Annotated in this window: 18 protein-coding genes; 9 read left to right on the top strand and 9 right to left on the bottom strand. The window is 62.5% G+C overall.

The window, feature by feature from the left end; all coding sequences use genetic code 11:
- Positions 1 to 4 precede the first annotated feature (4 nt).
- The 3 genes from X730_RS146035 (at position 5) to X730_RS146045 (ending at position 2,534) form a co-directional block, all read left to right on the top strand.
- Positions 5 to 589, top strand: coding sequence for a DUF1214 domain-containing protein (locus tag X730_RS146035; RefSeq protein WP_023670163.1), 585 nt, complete (start codon positions 5 to 7; stop codon positions 587 to 589).
- Positions 582 to 1,130, top strand: coding sequence for a DUF1254 domain-containing protein (locus X730_RS146040; protein WP_023702197.1), 549 nt, complete (start codon positions 582 to 584; stop codon positions 1,128 to 1,130). Before X730_RS146035 ends, X730_RS146040 begins: the two co-directional genes overlap by 8 nt.
- Positions 1,131 to 1,526: 396 nt before the next feature.
- On the top strand, positions 1,527 to 2,534 hold the full coding sequence (locus tag X730_RS146045) for a DUF2336 domain-containing protein (protein ID WP_023702198.1): 1,008 nt from the start codon (positions 1,527 to 1,529) through the stop codon (positions 2,532 to 2,534).
- Here the strand turns inward: X730_RS146045 and X730_RS146050 are convergent.
- The 3 genes from X730_RS146050 to X730_RS146060 all read right to left on the bottom strand — a co-directional run bounded on the left by X730_RS146050 (position 2,521) and on the right by X730_RS146060 (position 5,450).
- A complete protein-coding gene (locus X730_RS146050) occupies positions 2,521 to 2,868 on the bottom strand; it encodes a DUF1491 family protein (protein ID WP_023670160.1) in 348 nt (115 codons plus the stop codon). The genes X730_RS146045 and X730_RS146050 overlap by 14 nt on opposite strands.
- A 73-nt stretch (positions 2,869 to 2,941) precedes the next feature.
- Complete coding sequence (locus X730_RS146055) at positions 2,942 to 3,730, bottom strand: peptidoglycan-binding protein (protein ID WP_023826777.1); 789 nt, start codon at positions 3,728 to 3,730, stop codon at positions 2,942 to 2,944.
- A complete protein-coding gene (locus X730_RS146060; RefSeq protein ID WP_023709816.1) occupies positions 3,705 to 5,450 on the bottom strand; it encodes a HAMP domain-containing sensor histidine kinase in 1,746 nt (581 codons plus the stop codon). Before X730_RS146060 ends, X730_RS146055 begins: the two co-directional genes overlap by 26 nt.
- Positions 5,451 to 5,982: 532 nt before the next feature.
- On the opposite strand from X730_RS146060, the gene X730_RS146065 reads away from it, so the two are divergent.
- Complete coding sequence (locus tag X730_RS146065) at positions 5,983 to 6,351, top strand: DUF5330 domain-containing protein (protein ID WP_023684546.1); 369 nt, start codon at positions 5,983 to 5,985, stop codon at positions 6,349 to 6,351.
- A 116-nt stretch (positions 6,352 to 6,467) separates the two neighbouring features.
- Positions 6,468 to 6,896 (top strand): SufE family protein, encoded by a 429-nt coding sequence (locus X730_RS146070; protein WP_023673679.1) that lies wholly within the window; start codon positions 6,468 to 6,470, stop codon positions 6,894 to 6,896.
- A 126-nt stretch (positions 6,897 to 7,022) separates the two neighbouring features.
- Here the strand turns inward: X730_RS146070 and X730_RS146075 are convergent, their stop codons facing one another.
- Together X730_RS146075 and X730_RS146080 are read right to left on the bottom strand one after the other, a co-directional pair.
- Positions 7,023 to 7,448 carry a MucR family transcriptional regulator gene (locus tag X730_RS146075; protein ID WP_023673680.1) on the bottom strand — a complete coding sequence of 142 codons (426 nt, stop codon included), beginning with the start codon at positions 7,446 to 7,448 and terminating at the stop codon, positions 7,023 to 7,025.
- A gap of 412 nt (positions 7,449 to 7,860) precedes the next feature.
- A complete protein-coding gene (locus tag X730_RS146080) occupies positions 7,861 to 8,235 on the bottom strand; it encodes an SH3 domain-containing protein (RefSeq protein ID WP_023702200.1) in 375 nt (124 codons plus the stop codon).
- A 114-nt stretch (positions 8,236 to 8,349) separates the two neighbouring features.
- Between X730_RS146080 and X730_RS146085 the strand changes: the two genes are divergently transcribed.
- From X730_RS146085 to X730_RS146095, 3 genes are all read left to right on the top strand, one after another.
- Positions 8,350 to 10,497, top strand: coding sequence for a S9 family peptidase (locus tag X730_RS146085; protein WP_023826776.1), 2,148 nt, complete (start codon positions 8,350 to 8,352; stop codon positions 10,495 to 10,497).
- A complete protein-coding gene (locus X730_RS146090; protein ID WP_023702202.1) occupies positions 10,494 to 11,120 on the top strand; it encodes a LysE family translocator in 627 nt (208 codons plus the stop codon). The genes X730_RS146085 and X730_RS146090 overlap by 4 nt, the downstream gene beginning before the upstream one ends.
- A gap of 146 nt (positions 11,121 to 11,266) precedes the next feature.
- The gene (locus X730_RS146095) at positions 11,267 to 11,656 is read left to right on the top strand and encodes an SET domain-containing protein-lysine N-methyltransferase (RefSeq protein WP_023673684.1); all 390 of its coding nucleotides are present in this window, start codon (positions 11,267 to 11,269) and stop codon (positions 11,654 to 11,656) included.
- Between the two features lie 6 nt (positions 11,657 to 11,662).
- Here X730_RS146095 and X730_RS146100 read toward each other — a convergent pair whose 3' ends face one another.
- The 4 genes from X730_RS146100 to X730_RS146115 form a co-directional block, all read right to left on the bottom strand.
- A complete protein-coding gene (locus X730_RS146100) occupies positions 11,663 to 12,613 on the bottom strand; it encodes a cytochrome c (RefSeq protein WP_023705447.1) in 951 nt (316 codons plus the stop codon).
- A gap of 9 nt (positions 12,614 to 12,622) precedes the next feature.
- Complete coding sequence (locus X730_RS146105) at positions 12,623 to 13,060, bottom strand: cytochrome c (protein WP_023684552.1); 438 nt, start codon at positions 13,058 to 13,060, stop codon at positions 12,623 to 12,625.
- Between the two features lie 159 nt (positions 13,061 to 13,219).
- Complete coding sequence (locus X730_RS146110) at positions 13,220 to 13,822, bottom strand: superoxide dismutase (protein WP_023673687.1); 603 nt, start codon at positions 13,820 to 13,822, stop codon at positions 13,220 to 13,222.
- 105 nt (positions 13,823 to 13,927) lie between these two features.
- On the bottom strand, positions 13,928 to 14,806 hold the full coding sequence (locus tag X730_RS146115; protein WP_023732041.1) for a branched-chain amino acid aminotransferase: 879 nt from the start codon (positions 14,804 to 14,806) through the stop codon (positions 13,928 to 13,930).
- A gap of 168 nt (positions 14,807 to 14,974) precedes the next feature.
- Between X730_RS146115 and X730_RS146120 the strand changes: the two genes are divergently transcribed.
- A complete protein-coding gene (locus X730_RS146120) occupies positions 14,975 to 15,637 on the top strand; it encodes a haloacid dehalogenase type II (protein WP_023743721.1) in 663 nt (220 codons plus the stop codon).
- Positions 15,638 to 15,727 lie beyond the last annotated feature (90 nt).

Raw genomic sequence — 15,727 nt, 5'->3', positions numbered from 1 at the left:
CTTCATGCTCAAGACCGCCTTTTTCACGCTGCTTTCGCTTGCCATAGCCATCGGCCTCGGCGGCGGCAGCGTCTGGTATGCGCTGCAGGCGCAGAGCGGCGTCGGCGCGATCAGCATCGGCCAATGGACCGCCTTCCCCGAGATCGGCACGCAAGATGCCGACCCCTATTCGAAGGCGCGCGTGGCGCGCGAGGGCGTGCTGGCGCTCGGCAAGGCGGAAGGCTTGTCCTTCATCGCCGAACGCGATGCGGCCGGCGATGAGCTTCAGCGGCAATGCGACTACAGGATCGAAGGCAGTTTCCCGACCGCCCGGTTCTGGACGCTCTATGCCGCGGATCAATCGCTCGGCGTGGTCGACACCGGCAAGCCGAGGCTGGCGGCGCTGCAATCCTACCAGGTGCTGCGTCAGCCCGACAATTCGGTGATCATCGCCGTCGGCAACCGTCCGGCCCCCGGCAACTGGCTTCTGACCGAAGGTTTTGGCCGGATGTATTTCGTGCTCACCTTCTACGACACGCCGATTGCCTCAAGCACCGGCCTTTCCGACGTGTCGCTGCCCCGGATCGTCAAGGCTGGCTGCAATGCGTAGGTTGCTGCACGCCATCCTGCTCGGCCTGCTCGGCGCCGGCATCGTCCACATCGTGGTGCTTTTGCTGGTGCCGGAATTTACCGAGCGCGATGCCTGGTCACGGCTGGCGATGGCGTCCGACCTCTACAAGATGACCAGGCTGGATGCCGAGGCGGGCGGCGCGCCGGTGGTGAAGTCGGTGGATCCGCTGTTTTACGCCGCCGCCTGCCGCTTCGACCTTGCCGAAGGCGTGGTGCGGATCAAAGCGCCGGGCAGCGTGCCGTTCTGGTCGGTGTCGGTCTATGACCGCAACGGCCACAATTTCTATTCATTCAACGACCGCACGGCGACCGGCAACAAGCTGGACACCGTGGTGCTGACGCCGGCACAGATGATCGACGTGCGCAGGGAGCTTCCCGAAGACCTGCAAGGGGCGATCTTCGTCGAGGCGCCGATCGAGGAAGGCATCTTCGTCATCCGCGCCTTGGTGCCTGACGACAGCTGGAAGCCGGTTGTGTCGCAGTTCCTGGACCAGAGCTCCTGCGAACTGCAGGACTACTGACCTCACCCCGACGACCAGCAAATTCAGTGGTGCGGAACAGGCGTCCGTGGTGTGCCCGGCTGGTCCGCCGGTCGCGCCTGGCCCGCCAATGGCGGATGCTCGTAGCGGACGCCGGGAAAAATGATCACCGCCGCCGGCGTACCGGTGTCCTGAACTGCTCGATTGACTGGTGCCGATCGCGGCACGAAAGACAGTACCATGCCCATGGTTCGCGTATTCCTCTCGGTTGCCCCGGAGCACAACGCAACGCCTCCAAATGTGATTAAGGCCGGCAGAGGGTTAACGGAGCGCTAACGGATCGCGGCTAATTTGATGTTTGTTCCAGGCCTAGCGCGAAACCGACACAGTTGCGGTTGAGCATGGTCCGGGTTGTGTCGAGTGTCGGGCGTATCTTCCGTGTCAGCTTCGGATTTCAGGCAAATCGCCATACGGACGGAATCGGGAAAAGCCGAAAGGCTGTTTCGCGCCGCCGTGTCGGCGTTCTGCTCGCTGACCCGCCCGTCGCGCCGCGAGATCGCCCAGCTCGAGGATCTGACGCTGCCGCTGTTCGACAGCGTGCCGGACGAATCGCGCCGCTATGTCGCCGCCGCCCTGTCCGAATGCGAATATGCGCCGGCCGCCCTGGTGCGGCGGCTTTGCGAGGAGCCGGTCGATGTCTGCGCGCCTTTGCTCGTCCGTTCGCGGGCGCTGGGCGACATCGACCTGATCGCGTTGATCGGCCGCCACGGCCTGCCGCATGCGCGCGCCATTGCCCGCCGCAAGGATTTGAACCCGGCCATCGCGCAGTTGATCAAGGCGCTGGAAAAGCCGACCCTGGTGCGCGTGCGGCAGCCCGAGCCGATCGCCGACGTGGCGGGCAACGGTGCCGAAGCCGCTGCCGCCGCTCCCAGCGCACCAAAACTGCCCGGCAGCGCCGCCGAAACCGCCAGGCGCCGCCTGCGCTCGATGATGCTCGCCGAGGGCGAGGCGACATCGGTCAATCCCTTCGTCGGCTCAGCAACTTACAGCAAGCTGCGCGAGACGGCGCTGACCGGCAACGCCGCCTTCTTTCAGACCGCGCTTGCCGACGCGCTCGACATCGACTTCTCCACGGCGCGGTCGCTGACCGAGCATTCGAGCTATGTCTCGTTGCTCGCCGCGCTGCGGGCGCTCGACCTCAGCGAGGACAGGGCATTCCTGATCGTGGTCGCGGTTTACCCCCGGGAGTTTCCGCACCCGCAGGCGATCCGCATCTTCCTCGACCGCTACCGGCTGCTGCACCACGAGGCGGCGCTCGACAAGGTGCGCGGCTGGAAGGCCGAAACATTGTCGCGAGCGGTGCGCGGCAACACCCCTGTCGCCGCGAATGGCGACCAAGCGCCGGACGACAAAGCCAGCTTAGCGGCCAGCCTCAAGGCGTCTTGACGGAGAGAAGCTCCTCGACGGAAACCGTTGCGGCCTCGATCTCGACCACCCAGATGTCGGGATCGAATTTTTTCTCCCGCTCAAGCCTGGCGTCAAGCGCGGCGGCATCGTCGCCGGCGCCGAGCAGCGTGAAAAAGCGATCATCCGGTTTGTCCGAATCGTAGCTCGTCTGCGGCGCCGGGCCGAACAGGGAGACGTCGCCCAGCCTGCCGCGGGAGAGCACGAAGACAGCGCCGGCCTCGGTTGCGCCGCGCTTGACGACGGCCGCAAAGCCGCCGGCGCCGAAAACACGGCGCAGCAGGGCCGACACCCAAAACTCGGTGGTTACGCGCATGACGAGGCTCCGGAGGACATGCGCGGCGTCTTAGCCGGATTTTCGTCTATCCGCGAGCGGTCGTCTTGACCACTCAATTGGTCAGGCCGATCTCGCGCATCTTGACGTAGACGACCTCGTCGGGCTCGCCCGTTTCCGGCAGGCCGAACAGCGACTGGAATTCCTTGATCGCCGCCTTGGTGCGGGCGCCGACGACGCCGTCGAGCTGCATGTCGTCATTGCCGAATGCCTTCAGGCCGGCCTGGATCTTGACGATGCGGGCATCGGGCGCCTGGGCGGATACCGGCGCGGAAACCGGGATGGGCGCAGGCGCGGCCTCGGGCGCGGCGACGGGAGCAGCGGCCATATCCACGGGCCTCGGCACAGGATGCGGGATGCCAGCCGTGGTCTGCTTGGCGCCGAGCTGGTCGAGCAGCACAGCATCGATCTCACCGGAGGCCGGCAGGCCAACTTTCTGCTGGTATGCCTGGATCGCCTTTTGGGTATTCGGCCCGGAAATGCCGTCGACCGTTCCCGTGTAGAAATCGAGATCCTTCAGGATGCCCTGGACCTGCTCGACGGTCGGATCGCTTTTGACCGGAGCCGGGCCGGGCCGCAGGATGTTGATGGTGGTTTCGGGTTCGTCCGCGCCGGGGTGCGGAAAACCCTCGATGCTGCGGGTGGCGAAGAAGGCGCCGGCATGCGGAAACGGCTGGTACCACAGCGCGTTGGCGGAAACGTAGAACAGCGTCACCAGGAAGGCGGTCGAGCCGCCGACCAGGACCGGATTGCGCGAGATCGCGCCGCCCAGCGCAATCGCGCCGGCCTCGAACGCGCCGCTGCGGCGCTTGACCGCCTTAGGCTGTTTTGCGGAGCGAGCCATTCCTGTCCCCTTTCGCGTCGCCTTTCGTCCTGGTCGCGGGCATCGGCAGCACCCCGTTCCTGTCGGTCGCGCTCCTCTTCGGCCCGTTCACCGGCAGGCTGATCGTGACCGTCGTCCCCTCGCCCGGCATGCTTTCGATCGACATCGTGCCGTCGTGCAGCGCCACCAGGCCCTTGACCAGCGACAGGCCGAGCCCGGTGCCCTCGAAGCGGCGCGTATAGTCGTTCTGGATCTGCATGAACGGCTTGCCGAGATTGACAAAATCTTCCTCGGCGATGCCGATGCCGGTGTCCCTGACCCAGAAATGCAGCCGCGAGCCGATCCGCTTGGCGCCGACGACGACATTGCCGCCATCGGGCGTGAACTTGACCGCATTGGAGACGAGGTTGATCAGGATCTGCTGCACGGCACGACGGTCGGCATTGATCTCCCCGGCGTCCGGCGCAATCTGCGCCTGGAGATCGATGTTCTTGGCATTCGCCTGCAGCTGCATCATCGACTGGCACATCTCGACCGCTTCGATGAATCGGAACGGTTCGGGCTCGGTCGCGTAGGCGCCGGCCTCGATCCTCGAGACATCAAGGATGGAGGTGACGACGGCAAGCAGATGCTGGCCCGACTCCTTCACCAGGCTGACATACTCCTTCTGGCGCGGGTCCTTGAAGCCGCCGAACATCTCATGCAGCAGCATGTCGGAAAAACCGATGATGGCGTTGAGCGGCGTCCGAAGCTCATGGCTGACGACCGCCAGGAAGCGGCCCTTTGCCACCTCGGCCGACGCTGCGGCCTCATTGGCGGCAGCAAGCTCGTCGCGCAATTCGGCAGTCTCGTCGTTCTCGCGCAGCAGCAGAGTGAAGGTCTCCTGCTGCTCTTCGGCGCGCATCAGTTCGAGCTGAAATGGCCGGTAATTGTCGGCCGTCGAGGCGCTGCCGTCCTGCGGCAGCCTTACCCGAAGATCGAGCCGGCGCGCCAGGGCGCCATCGCGCATGTCGGCAAGCGCGCTGAGATAAGCGACGCGATCGGACAGGTGGATGCGGTCGAACAGCCCGGCGCCGAAAAGCAGTTCCGGCGGCAGCTTCAGGATGGTGCGCGCCTTGGCCGAGGCATCCAGGACCTCGCCATGCCGGGCGACATGCAGGACAACGGCGTCGATCATGTCTTCAAGGCGGTCGTTTGGAAGCAGCGCGGGCTGCGCGCGTGCGGCATCGCCTAGGGCTGCGAGCCGGGGAACCAGCGTCAGGCCCCAGGCGAGCGGCAGCAGCCAGTGCCACGCCGCGACTTGCGCCCCGCCGAGCGGGACGACAGAGGCGACAAAGGGCTGCAGCAGCATTGCGGCCAAGGCCGAGAGGCCGCCCCAAAGTGCCGCGCGCTTTGAACCGCCGATCCACCAGGCCTCGAATGGCAGTGCCAGGGCCAGCAGCGCAACCGGCGACGCCAGGCCGCCTGCTGCCGCGACGGCGCCGGCAAGCGCAAGACCGCCGGCGGCAAGGGCAACCTGGGCTGCCAGCGCCATCTTGCCTGACGCCGCCACCAGCAAGGCGGCGAACCAGCAAAGACCGAAGGCGGCGAAAATGGCTGCGACGGTGACGGCGGCGCCCATGCCCGAGGTGACCAGTGTCACCGCCGCACCGGCGGCGAAGAACGGAGCGGCAAGCATGATGCCGATGAACCGGCGCTGGCGCAGGCGATCGCCCTGGCCGATGATGGCCGGATGGACCATGCGTTCGCAACCGGCCGCCAGCGCGCCAGGCAGTTCAATATATCTGGCAGTTGTCAAACTCAACGCACTCGCACCCGGTCGTGACTGCCCCTGCTTTGCAGGTCGCTTTTGCTTGTTTGAAACTCGCATCCAGCGTTTAAGGAATGAATAAGGCTGACCGGAACAACGAGCGCGCTGCGGCAAAAATTGGAGCGCCGGCACCGGAATGCACCGCCATTTGTGGCCATAGTAAACGGAGCGTTATGTGCAAAGGGCGTGCCCGTGGCTGCGAAACCCTGAGCCGGCATGCCTGCTCTTCTGAAGATATCCATGCGCAACAATCGCTTAGATGGTTACTGCAAGGTTAAGAAAATTGCCGGCATTTGAGGCTAATGCACTGCAAAACGCCTCGCTTCGAATTTGCCTAAAATTTGAGGAAAATTTTCACTGAGCAGGAAAGCCGTCCTTTGCGCCTCATGTGCCATTGTCGCTGATATAAAGAGGTCATTGCGCATGGACGCATGATCCGGTCATTGGACGAGAGGGCAGATCGATGGGCTTTTTGATAAGAATGGCGTTCTGGTTTTCGCTGGTGTTGCTGGCGCTGCCGCTGACCGTCGGCCCCGACGAGGATGGCCGCGAGAGCGTCGGGCCGTTCCAGGCGCTTTTTGCGGCGCGCGAAGCGGTCGGCGACATCGCCGGCATTTGCGAGCGTAAGCCGGACGTCTGCGAAACCGGCAAGTCGGCGATGCATACGATCAGCGCCCGGGCCAAGGAAACCGCCAAGATCGCCGCCGCCATGCTGGACGACAAGAGCGCCGAGACCTCGCCCGATACATCGCTGGCCACCGGCAGCGTCGCCAAGGACATCGTGCTGCCGGCGACAGTCAACATACCTGCCAAGCTGGTGGCGAAGAACTAAACACCGTTTCAGCTGTATCTACAGCGACACCGCAGGCCGGTCGGACCTCTCGATGCCTGCGGTGCTTTTCTTCTTTTTCCGTGACGCCGCAGCCGCGGATGACTATATCCCGAGCAATGGCCACGACGATCCAGACGATCCGCGACGACTTCTCCCTGCTCGACGAGTGGGAAGACCGCTATCGCTATGTCATCGAGCTCGGCGAAGCGCTGCCGCCATTTCCCGACGCCGAACGCAACGCCGCCAACAAGGTGCCGGGCTGCGTCAGCCAGGTCTGGCTGACCACGAGCCGAGCGCCGGGCGCCGATCCGGTCATCACCTTCACAGGCGATTCAGACGCTCATATCGTGCGCGGTCTGGTCGCCATCATGCTGGCGCTGTTTTCGGGACGGACTGCCAGCCAGATCCTTGAAACGGACGCAGAGGCGACGCTGAGGTCGCTTGGCCTCGACGAACATCTGTCGCCGCAGCGGGCCAATGGCCTGCGCTCGATGGTCAAGCGCGTCAAGCGGGACGCCGAGATGGCTCTCAAGCAGACTGCTTGATTGCTCTATCTTCTCTTCTTTCGACGCAATTCCAAGGGAAAGCGCTCGGCAGTTTTCCTGGAATTGTTCTAGAAACAAAAACGGCGCCGTAAGGGGCGCCGTTGATCTTGTCCATTGGAGCCGGTGTTACCGCCCCTTGCGCTTGCGGCCGAGGCCCATCTTCTTGGCCAGCTGCGAACGGGCAGCGGCATAGTTAGGGGCAACCATCGGATAGCTGGCGTCGAGATTCCACTTCTCGCGGTATTCATCGGGCGTCAGACCGTAATGGGTCATCAGGTGGCGCTTCAGCGACTTGAACTTCTTGCCATCTTCAAGGCAGACGATGTAATCGTCATGAACAGAGCGCTTCGGGTTTACCGCAGGCTTCTGCTTGTCGGCCGGAGGCTGTTCGCTTGCTCCGCCCACGCGCCCGAGAGCGGCATGGACATCAGCGATAAGGTTCGGCAATTCGCCGACCGGCACGGGATTGTTGCTGACATAGGCTGCCACCACATCGGCGGTCAGCTCGATCAGCGCATCGCTATTTCTGGAAGGTGTTTCGACGATATCCATGGTTTAGGCCCCAACGAAGGATGTTTCTGTTTGCGCCCTTTTTGGAAGATCGGGCATGGCGCGAATTTCACGCGGGAAGAGCTTCATGGATTCGCGTCCGGGCATCTTAATGAGCCCACAGACAAAGTAAGTCAATTCGCATCTTGCGCTATATTCAACGATATTCATCGAATAGTCGCTCTTCAGCTTCAATCTTTCGTGCACTCTGTAACTTCGCGATATTTTCTGGTCGGACCAGGACTAGCATGACGTAAGGTCACGCCATCGCTAAATCAGCAGGGACTCATAAAGTGGGCAGCGATGCTTGATCTATGCTTCAAGGTTTGGGCAGCTGATTGTCGGATTCGTACCAAACCGCAAGTTGCAAAGCGTTGGCGAAACCCGCCGAAGAAGATCTTCGGTCTGACCGGATTCAATACGGCGTGAGGTATTTTCCATAGACCCAGCCACTAACAAAACCACCATTTTGCGCCGGGTCGTGCCAAACTTGACACCATTGATAGCGAATTGCCTGTTTCTGTTTCCAGTGCGGCTGGCCGGCGATCTCCAGAAGATTCAAGCCGCCGGTGCACTTGCCGGTCATCTGCAGGATCGTCCCGTTGGGATAGGCGGCCTGCTTCTGCGAGGTGCCGGACGGATATTTGCGAACGTTGAGCGTGTCGCCGAACGGCACGCCAGCCACTTGCCAAGCGGCGAACGCGGTTGCATGAGACTGGCCGGTGAAAGCCAGAACGGTCGAAGCGACGACGGCGAGAGCCGCAGCGGTGTTGATATGGAAATTCATCATCCTCTCCTTTTGGCTCATCTCCCGAGCCCGCCGCAACCAATACATCCCGGCCCTTGAACCCGCGCTGATCGGCGTGTTCATTTGCCATTCAAGTAATTTCTTCAGTGAGACGCAATGACCAAGACCTCAGCTTTTCCGTCCGCCAGCCCGCCGATCCCCGAGAAACACCCCGTCTTCGACACGCATCACGGCATTACCCGCACAGATGACTATGCCTGGCTGAGGGCCGAGAACTGGCAGGCGATGTTCAGGGACCCTTCCCTGCTTGAGGGCCGCATCCGCGCCCATCTCGAAGCCGAAAACGCCTATCAAGCAGTGCTTATGGCCGATACGCTAGAGCTTCGGAAGCAGCTGTTCGGCGAGATGAAGGGGCGCATCAAGGAAGATGATTCGACGGTGCCGATGAAGGATGGCCCCTATGCTTACGGCTCATCCTTCAAGCTTGGCGGCGAACAGCCCCGCTATTTCCGCATGCCGCGCGATGGCGGCGATGAGCAGATCCTGCTCGATGGCGACGCGGAAGCCGAGGGCAAGCCCTATTTCCGCCTCGGCGGCGTCGACCATTCGGCCGATCACCGCAAGCTGTTGTGGGCGTTCGACGACAAGGGCTCTGAATTCTTCACACTTCGCGTGCGCGATCTCACCAGCGGCAAGGAACTGAGCGACCAGATCGAGGCCACCAGTGGTGGCGGCGTCTGGAATGCCGCCGATGACGGTTTCTTCTACACAAGGCTCGACGACAATCATCGCCCGTCCAAGGTGCTGTTCCACGCGCTCGGCGGCAGCCCCCTTAATGACCGGCTGATTTATGAGGAAACCGATCCCGGCTTCTTCATGGATGTCGGCGGCACGCGCTCCAACGAATGGATCATGATCGGGATCAACGATCACGAAACCTCGGAATATCACCTGATGCGCGCCGATGAGCCTTTCGCCGAGCCAAAGCTGGTGGCAAAGCGCGAGACTGGCCTGCAATATGATCTGGAAGAAGGCGGCGACATCTTCTTCATCCTCACCAATGCCGACGGCGCCAAGGACTTCAAGATCATGACGGCGCCGGCTGATGACCCGGTTCGCGCCAACTGGGAAGAGCTGGTGGCGCACGAGCCAGGCCGGCTGATCCTGTCGGTGGTCGGCTTCAGGGATCATATGGTCAGGCTCGAACGCAAGGAAGGGCTGCCGCGCATCGTCGTTCGCGATCGCCGCAGCGGCGAGGAGCATCTGATCTCGTTCGACGAAGAGGCGTTCTCGCTCGGCCTGTCGGGGTCCTATGAATACGACACCGAGATCATGCGCTTCACCTATTCGTCGATGACGACCCCGGCGCAGGTCTTCGACTACAATATGCGCAGCCGCGAGCGTGTGCTGCTGAAGACCCAGGAAGTGCCGTCCGGTCACAATCCGGATCATTATGTCACGCGCCGGCTGATGGCGCCGGCCGCCGATGGCGAACTGGTGCCGGTCTCGCTGCTGCACCACCGCGACACGCCGCTCGATGGCTCCGCACCGTGCCTGCTTTACGGCTACGGCTCTTACGGCATTGCCATTCCGGCGGCGTTCAACACCAACTGGTTCTCGCTGGTCGACCGTGGCTTTGTCTTTGCCATCGCCCATGTCCGCGGCGGCAAGGACAAGGGCTATGGCTGGTATGACGACGGCAAGCGGGCGCACAAGATGAACACGTTCACCGATTTCATCGCCGTCGCGCAGCATCTCGTCGCCGAGCGTTACACCCAACACGACCGCATCGTCGCGCAAGGCGGCTCGGCCGGCGGCATGCTGATGGGTGCGATCGCCAACATGGCGCCGCATAGTTTCGGCGCCATCGTTGCCGAGGTTCCCTTTGTCGACGTGCTGACCACGATGCTCGACGCAAGCTTGCCGCTGACGCCACCGGAGTGGCCGGAATGGGGCAACCCGATCGCGTCGGCGGAAGATTACCAAACGATCGCCGCCTACTCACCCTATGACAATGTCGCCGATCACGACTACCCGCCGATACTGGCGCTGGCCGGCCTCACCGATCCGCGCGTCACCTATTGGGAGCCGGCCAAATGGGTGGCGCGGCTGCGCGAGCGCAAGAGCGGCGACAATCCGGTGCTGTTCAAGATCAACATGGATTCCGGCCATGCCGGCGCCTCCGGCCGCTTTTCAAGGCTGGAGGAGATCGCCTATACCTACTCCTTCGCGCTCAAGGTTACGGCCAAGCCCGAACCCGAGGTTACGGGCAAGGCTGAGAATGCAACGGAGGCGTCGCAATGATCGATCTATCCACCTTGACGGCTTACATAGCGGTTGTGCTTGGCTTTGTGTTTATTCCAGGCCCAGCCACGCTTTTGACGGTCACGCGAGCGACGAGTTCCGGAACCAGGGTCGGCGTCGCGACGGGCGCGGGCGTCGCGGCTGGCGATGTGTTCCATACCATCATGGCGATGGTCGGCATTTCGGCGATCATCGCCACTTCGGCAACGCTGTTCAGCGTCGTAAAATATATCGGCGCGGCGTATCTCGTTTACCTCGGCATCCGCGCAATCATCGAGAGAATACCGGCCGACCCTACTGCCGGCGCACTCGCGATCTCCGCCAGCAAGGCGTTTCGTCAAGCTGTCCTGACCGAAGTGCTTAACCCAAAGACGGCGCTTTTCTTCCTCGCCTTCCTGCCCCAGTTCGTGCGGCCTGAAAACGGATCGGTGATGCTCCAGCTGATGACGCTGGGCATAATCTTTGTTCTGCTCGGCCTTTTCAGCACAGTCGTCTTTGCCGTGAGTGCGGGCCGGCTGGGCACGTTCCTGCGCCGCAATCCGTCGGTGGTGAAATGGCAAGGCAAGGTGGTTGGCGGCATCTACTGCGCGTTAGGCGTCCGTCTGGCCTTGCAGCAGCGCTGATGTCGATGCGAAAGGCGCGCCCGTCGAGGCGCGCCGGTCGTCACTTTTTGAATTCCAGGCTGCTCATTTTCACTCGCATTTGCAATGGCTGCGCGCTACCCAATGCGCGCCACCTTCCAGACCATGACATACGCAAAGGGGCCACTATGTTGCTCGTCGACACCTATCTCGAGAAATCACCGATCCAGGGCATCGGGGTTTTCGCCAGGAACCACATTGCCAAGGGCACGCTGGTCTGGAAGCTCGACCCCAGATTCGACCGGATCATCGACGTCGAGACCTATGAAGGCGAGAGCGGCCCGGTGAAGAACTATCTCGACCGTTATTCCTATCCAGACCGCCGGGATCCGAACTACATCGTCTTCGAAGCCGACGACGCCCGCTACATGAACCATGACGACGAACCGAATTGCGATGTCTCCTCGCCCGAGGAAACCTATGCCTTGCGCGACATCGCACCCGGCGAGGAACTGACCTGCAATTACAGCCATTTCTTCGAGACGGGCTTCGACTTCCTCGGCGATCGCCACCTGTAGCCGGGATCACTTGGCCGGCTTGCTGCGCACCGGGTAGCCGTTGGGATGCGGCGGCACCGCCTTGAGATAGGCGGCTATTGCCGCGCGATCTTCCGGCGGCAGTTCGGCCATGTTGCGCTGCACGTCGACCATGGCGCCGCCGACCGAATCGAAATCAGGGGTAAAACCGGTTTCGAGATAGTTGGCGATGTCGGCTTCCGACCAGTCACCGAGCCCGCCTTCGCCCGATGTGATGTTCGGCACGATGCCGCTGCCTTCGGCGGCCGCCGCGCCAGCCAGCCATTGGCTCTTCCTGGTGCCGCCGGTGATGTCGCGCGGCGTGTGGCATTCGCCGCAATGGCCGGGCCCCTCGACCAGATAGCGGCCGGCGAGTACCAGATCAGGCGTGCCATCGGCAAAGGCAATCACCGGCTCTTTGCTGAGATGGAGCCGCTTCCACAGGCCGAGGCCGCGGCGGATGTTGAAGGGGAAAGTCAGGGAATTGTCGGGCGCCTTGCCGGCGACCGCCGGCAGCGTCTTCAGGAACGCATAGAGATCGGCAATATCAGCCGGCTTCATCCGGGCGTAGGACGCGTAGGGAAAGGCCGGATAGAAATGCTCGCCCGACGGCGACACGCCCTTCAGCATGGCGTTGGCAAGGTCCTCGACCGTCCAGGCGCCGATGCCGTCCTTGGGATCCTGTGAGATGTTGGGCGGCACGAAGGTGCCGAACGGCGTCTTGAGCTCGAGGCCGCCGACCAGTTGCAAACGGCCGTCGCCTTGCGAGCCCGGCTTGGCGTGACAGGAGGTGCAGCCGCCGGCATTGAAAATGCGCTTGCCCCTGGCGGCGTCGCCGGGGCCGAGCTGCGCCAGGGTGTCAGTGTCGAGCTTGACCGGCGCCGACAACAGCCAGCCGGCGCCGGCACCGACGACGCCCAGGACAAGGGCGGCGCCGACAAATTTTTTCCACAAGGGCATTGCCCGGGATCAGCTCTTCTTCACCCGATAGGTCTTGTGGCAGGTGCCGCAATCACTGCCGAGCGTATCGATCTGCGCCTTCAGCGCATCGACATCGGCGGGTGCGGCGGCGACTGCGGCCTTGACGTCGGCGAGGTACTTGTCTTCGGTCGATTTGAAGCCCGCCATGTCTTTCCAGATTTTGGGCGAGGCGGTGGTATCACCGCTGTCGCTGCCGGCCGGGAACAGCGTGTCGACATCGAACTTCTCGGCATTGACTTGCAGCGCCTGCAGCGCCGTCAGCACGGCGGCGGCATCGAAGTCTGCCTCGCCCTTGGCGATTTTTGACAGGCCGCCGACGATCTTGCCTCGTTCCTTCATCAGTCCCTGTCGGTCGAGGATCGGGTCGGCAAAAGCCGCCGAGGCGGCGAGGCTGAGCATAGAGATGGCGATAACAAGCTTTCTCATTCAATTGGCTCCAGGATGATGAGGGGTCGCGACCTACCGTTAACGGAGGGCGGGCCGGGATTATTCCCTGTCCGCCGGCCGGATTCCGCCGAATTTTGTGTGCCTGCTGCTTCAGCTGAGAAAGAAAAGCCCCGGAGTACCGGGGCTTCTCTGGGTCGATCAGGCTTTCGCCTCTTCGTACATTTCAAGGACATGGTCCCAGTTGATGAGGCTGTCGACGAAGGCCTCGAGATATTTCGGCCGCGCGTTGCGGTAGTCGATGTAATAGGAATGTTCCCAGACATCGACGCCGAGGATCGGCGATGCGCCATGGACGAGCGGGTTCTCGCCGTTCGGCGTCTTGGATATCGCCAGCTTGCCGTCCTTGACCGAGACCCAGGCCCAGCCCGAACCGAACTGCGTGGTGCCGGCGGCGATGAAGTCGGCCTTGAACTTGTCGTAGCCGCCGAGGTCGGCGTCGAAAGCCTTCTGCAGGGCGCCCGGAAGCTTGTTGCCGCCGCCGCCCTTCTTCATCCACTTCCAGAAATGGATGTGGTTGTAGTGCTGGGCTGCGTTGTTGAAGAGGCCGGCATTCTTGCCGAACGACTGTTTGACCACCTCTTCGACCGACAGATCGCCAAGGCCCGCTTCGGCGGCCAGCTTGTTGCCGTTGTCGACATAAGCCTTGTGGTGCTTGTCGTGGTGATACTCCAGCGTCTCCTTCGACATGTAAGGCTGCAAGGCCTCGTAGTCGTAGGGCAAGGCGGGCAATTCAAAAGCCATCGGTCATACTCCTCATGGAAAAATCCGGTGCGGATACCGGATTAAGATAGGGCTGCATTGATCTGGAACAACTCCGGAATGAAGCGCCAATTGCCTTTTAGCGGCTCAACCGGCGGAAGTCGAATGCGCCCATTCCCAATAAAGGTCGCGCGCTTTCTTGGCCACCGGCCCGGGCTGCAGATCGCGGTCCTCGATGCGGGTGATCGGCACGACCTTGGAATGATTTCCGGTCGAAAATATCTCGTCGGCTTCAAGAAAGTCGCGCACCGACAGCATCTTCTCCGTGGTCTTGAAGCCGTAATCGCCAAGCAGCGTCATGGTGCGCGAGCGGGTGATGCCGGACAGGAAGGTGCCGTTGGGCGCCGGCGTCAACACGTGGCTGTCCTTGACCAGGAAGATGTTCGAGGTTCCGGTCTCGGCGACATTGCCCAGCATGTCCAGCACCAGCGCATTGTCGAAGCCGCGTCCCTTGGCTTCGAGAATGGCGCGGCCATTGTTGGGATAGAGGCAGCCGGCCTTGGCATTGGTCGGCATGGTCTCGATGGTCGGCCGCCGGAACGGCGACACGGTGATCGAAAAGCCGGTCGGCGAGATCATCGGCGATTCGTAAAGGCAGAGGCAGAAACGGGTCGAGGCCGGATCGGCCGGCACGCCCATATAGCCGCCATGCTCGGCCCAGTACATCGGCCTGATGTAGACCGCTGTCTTGCCGTCGAACTTCTTCAGCCCGTCCCAGGTCAGGCCGACGATCTGGTCGACGTTCATCGATGGCGTGAGGCCGAGCGCGATCGCCGAGGCGTTCACTCTGGCGGCATGCAGTTCGAGATCGGGGGCGACGCCTTCGAACCAGCGGGCGCCGTCGAAGACGCTGGTGCCGAGCCACATGGCATGGCTGCGCGGCCCAAGGATGGCGACGTTGCCTTCGTACCAGTCGCCGTCGACGAAGGTCCATGTCGCCGATAGCGCCGCAGTCGCCAGTGTCATTGTTCGGTTCCGCTTCAAAGCTGCCTGTGCCAAGCATTGGAAGATGCTTTGACCGGCGCCGTCAACCGGCATGGAGCGGTTTTTGTTGAGGCCAGAGCGCCCCAAGAAAGCGATCAAGACTACAATCGATGCTTGCACCTTGCGCCGCCTGCCCTCAAAACTGTCGCCATGCATTACGCGGCTTACGTTTTCGACGCCTATGGCACGTTGTTCGACGTGCACGCCGCCGTGCGCCGTCACGACGGCGAGATCGGCCCCGACGGCCCGCTGCTTTCGGAAATCTGGCGCGCCAAGCAGCTGGAATATTCCTGGGTGCGCACGCTGATGGGCGGCTATGCCGATTTCTGGCAGCTCACCGAACAGGCGCTCGATTTCGCCCTGCGCAAGGTTCCCTCCGCCGACAAGGGACTGAAGGCCAAGCTGCTCGAAGCCTATTGGCGGCTCGACTGCTATCCGGAAGTGCCGGCCGTGCTCAAGGCGCTGAAAGCATCCGGCGCCAAGCTCGCAATCCTGTCCAACGGCTCGCCCGAGATGCTGGAAGCGGCGGTCAAGTCGGCCGCCCTCGACCAGGTGCTGGACGATATCTTTTCGGTCGACGCCGTCAGGCGCTTCAAGACCGACCCGTCGACCTACGACATGGTGGCGACGGGCTGGCGGCTCTATCCGGGCGCCGTCTCGTTCCAGTCGTCCAACCGCTGGGACATCGCCGGCGCCACCAAATTCGGCTTTCGCACCGTATGGATCAACCGCGCCAACCAGCCCGAGGAATACCGGGATTTCCCGCCGGCGCTGATCCTGCCGTCGCTTGAAGGCCTGCTGACCGGCGGCTGATCACTCTGTTGCCTTCGAGCAACAGTGGCAGGGCGGTCACAGCTTCGCCTTTGTTTGTCCACCCTCAGGCCAGAATCGGAACCGCCTATC

It is taken from the genome of Mesorhizobium sp. L103C131B0, from assembly GCF_000502275.1.
Taxonomy (GTDB): domain Bacteria; phylum Pseudomonadota; class Alphaproteobacteria; order Rhizobiales; family Rhizobiaceae; genus Mesorhizobium.
This window is presented reverse-complemented; position numbering and strand designations above follow the sequence as displayed.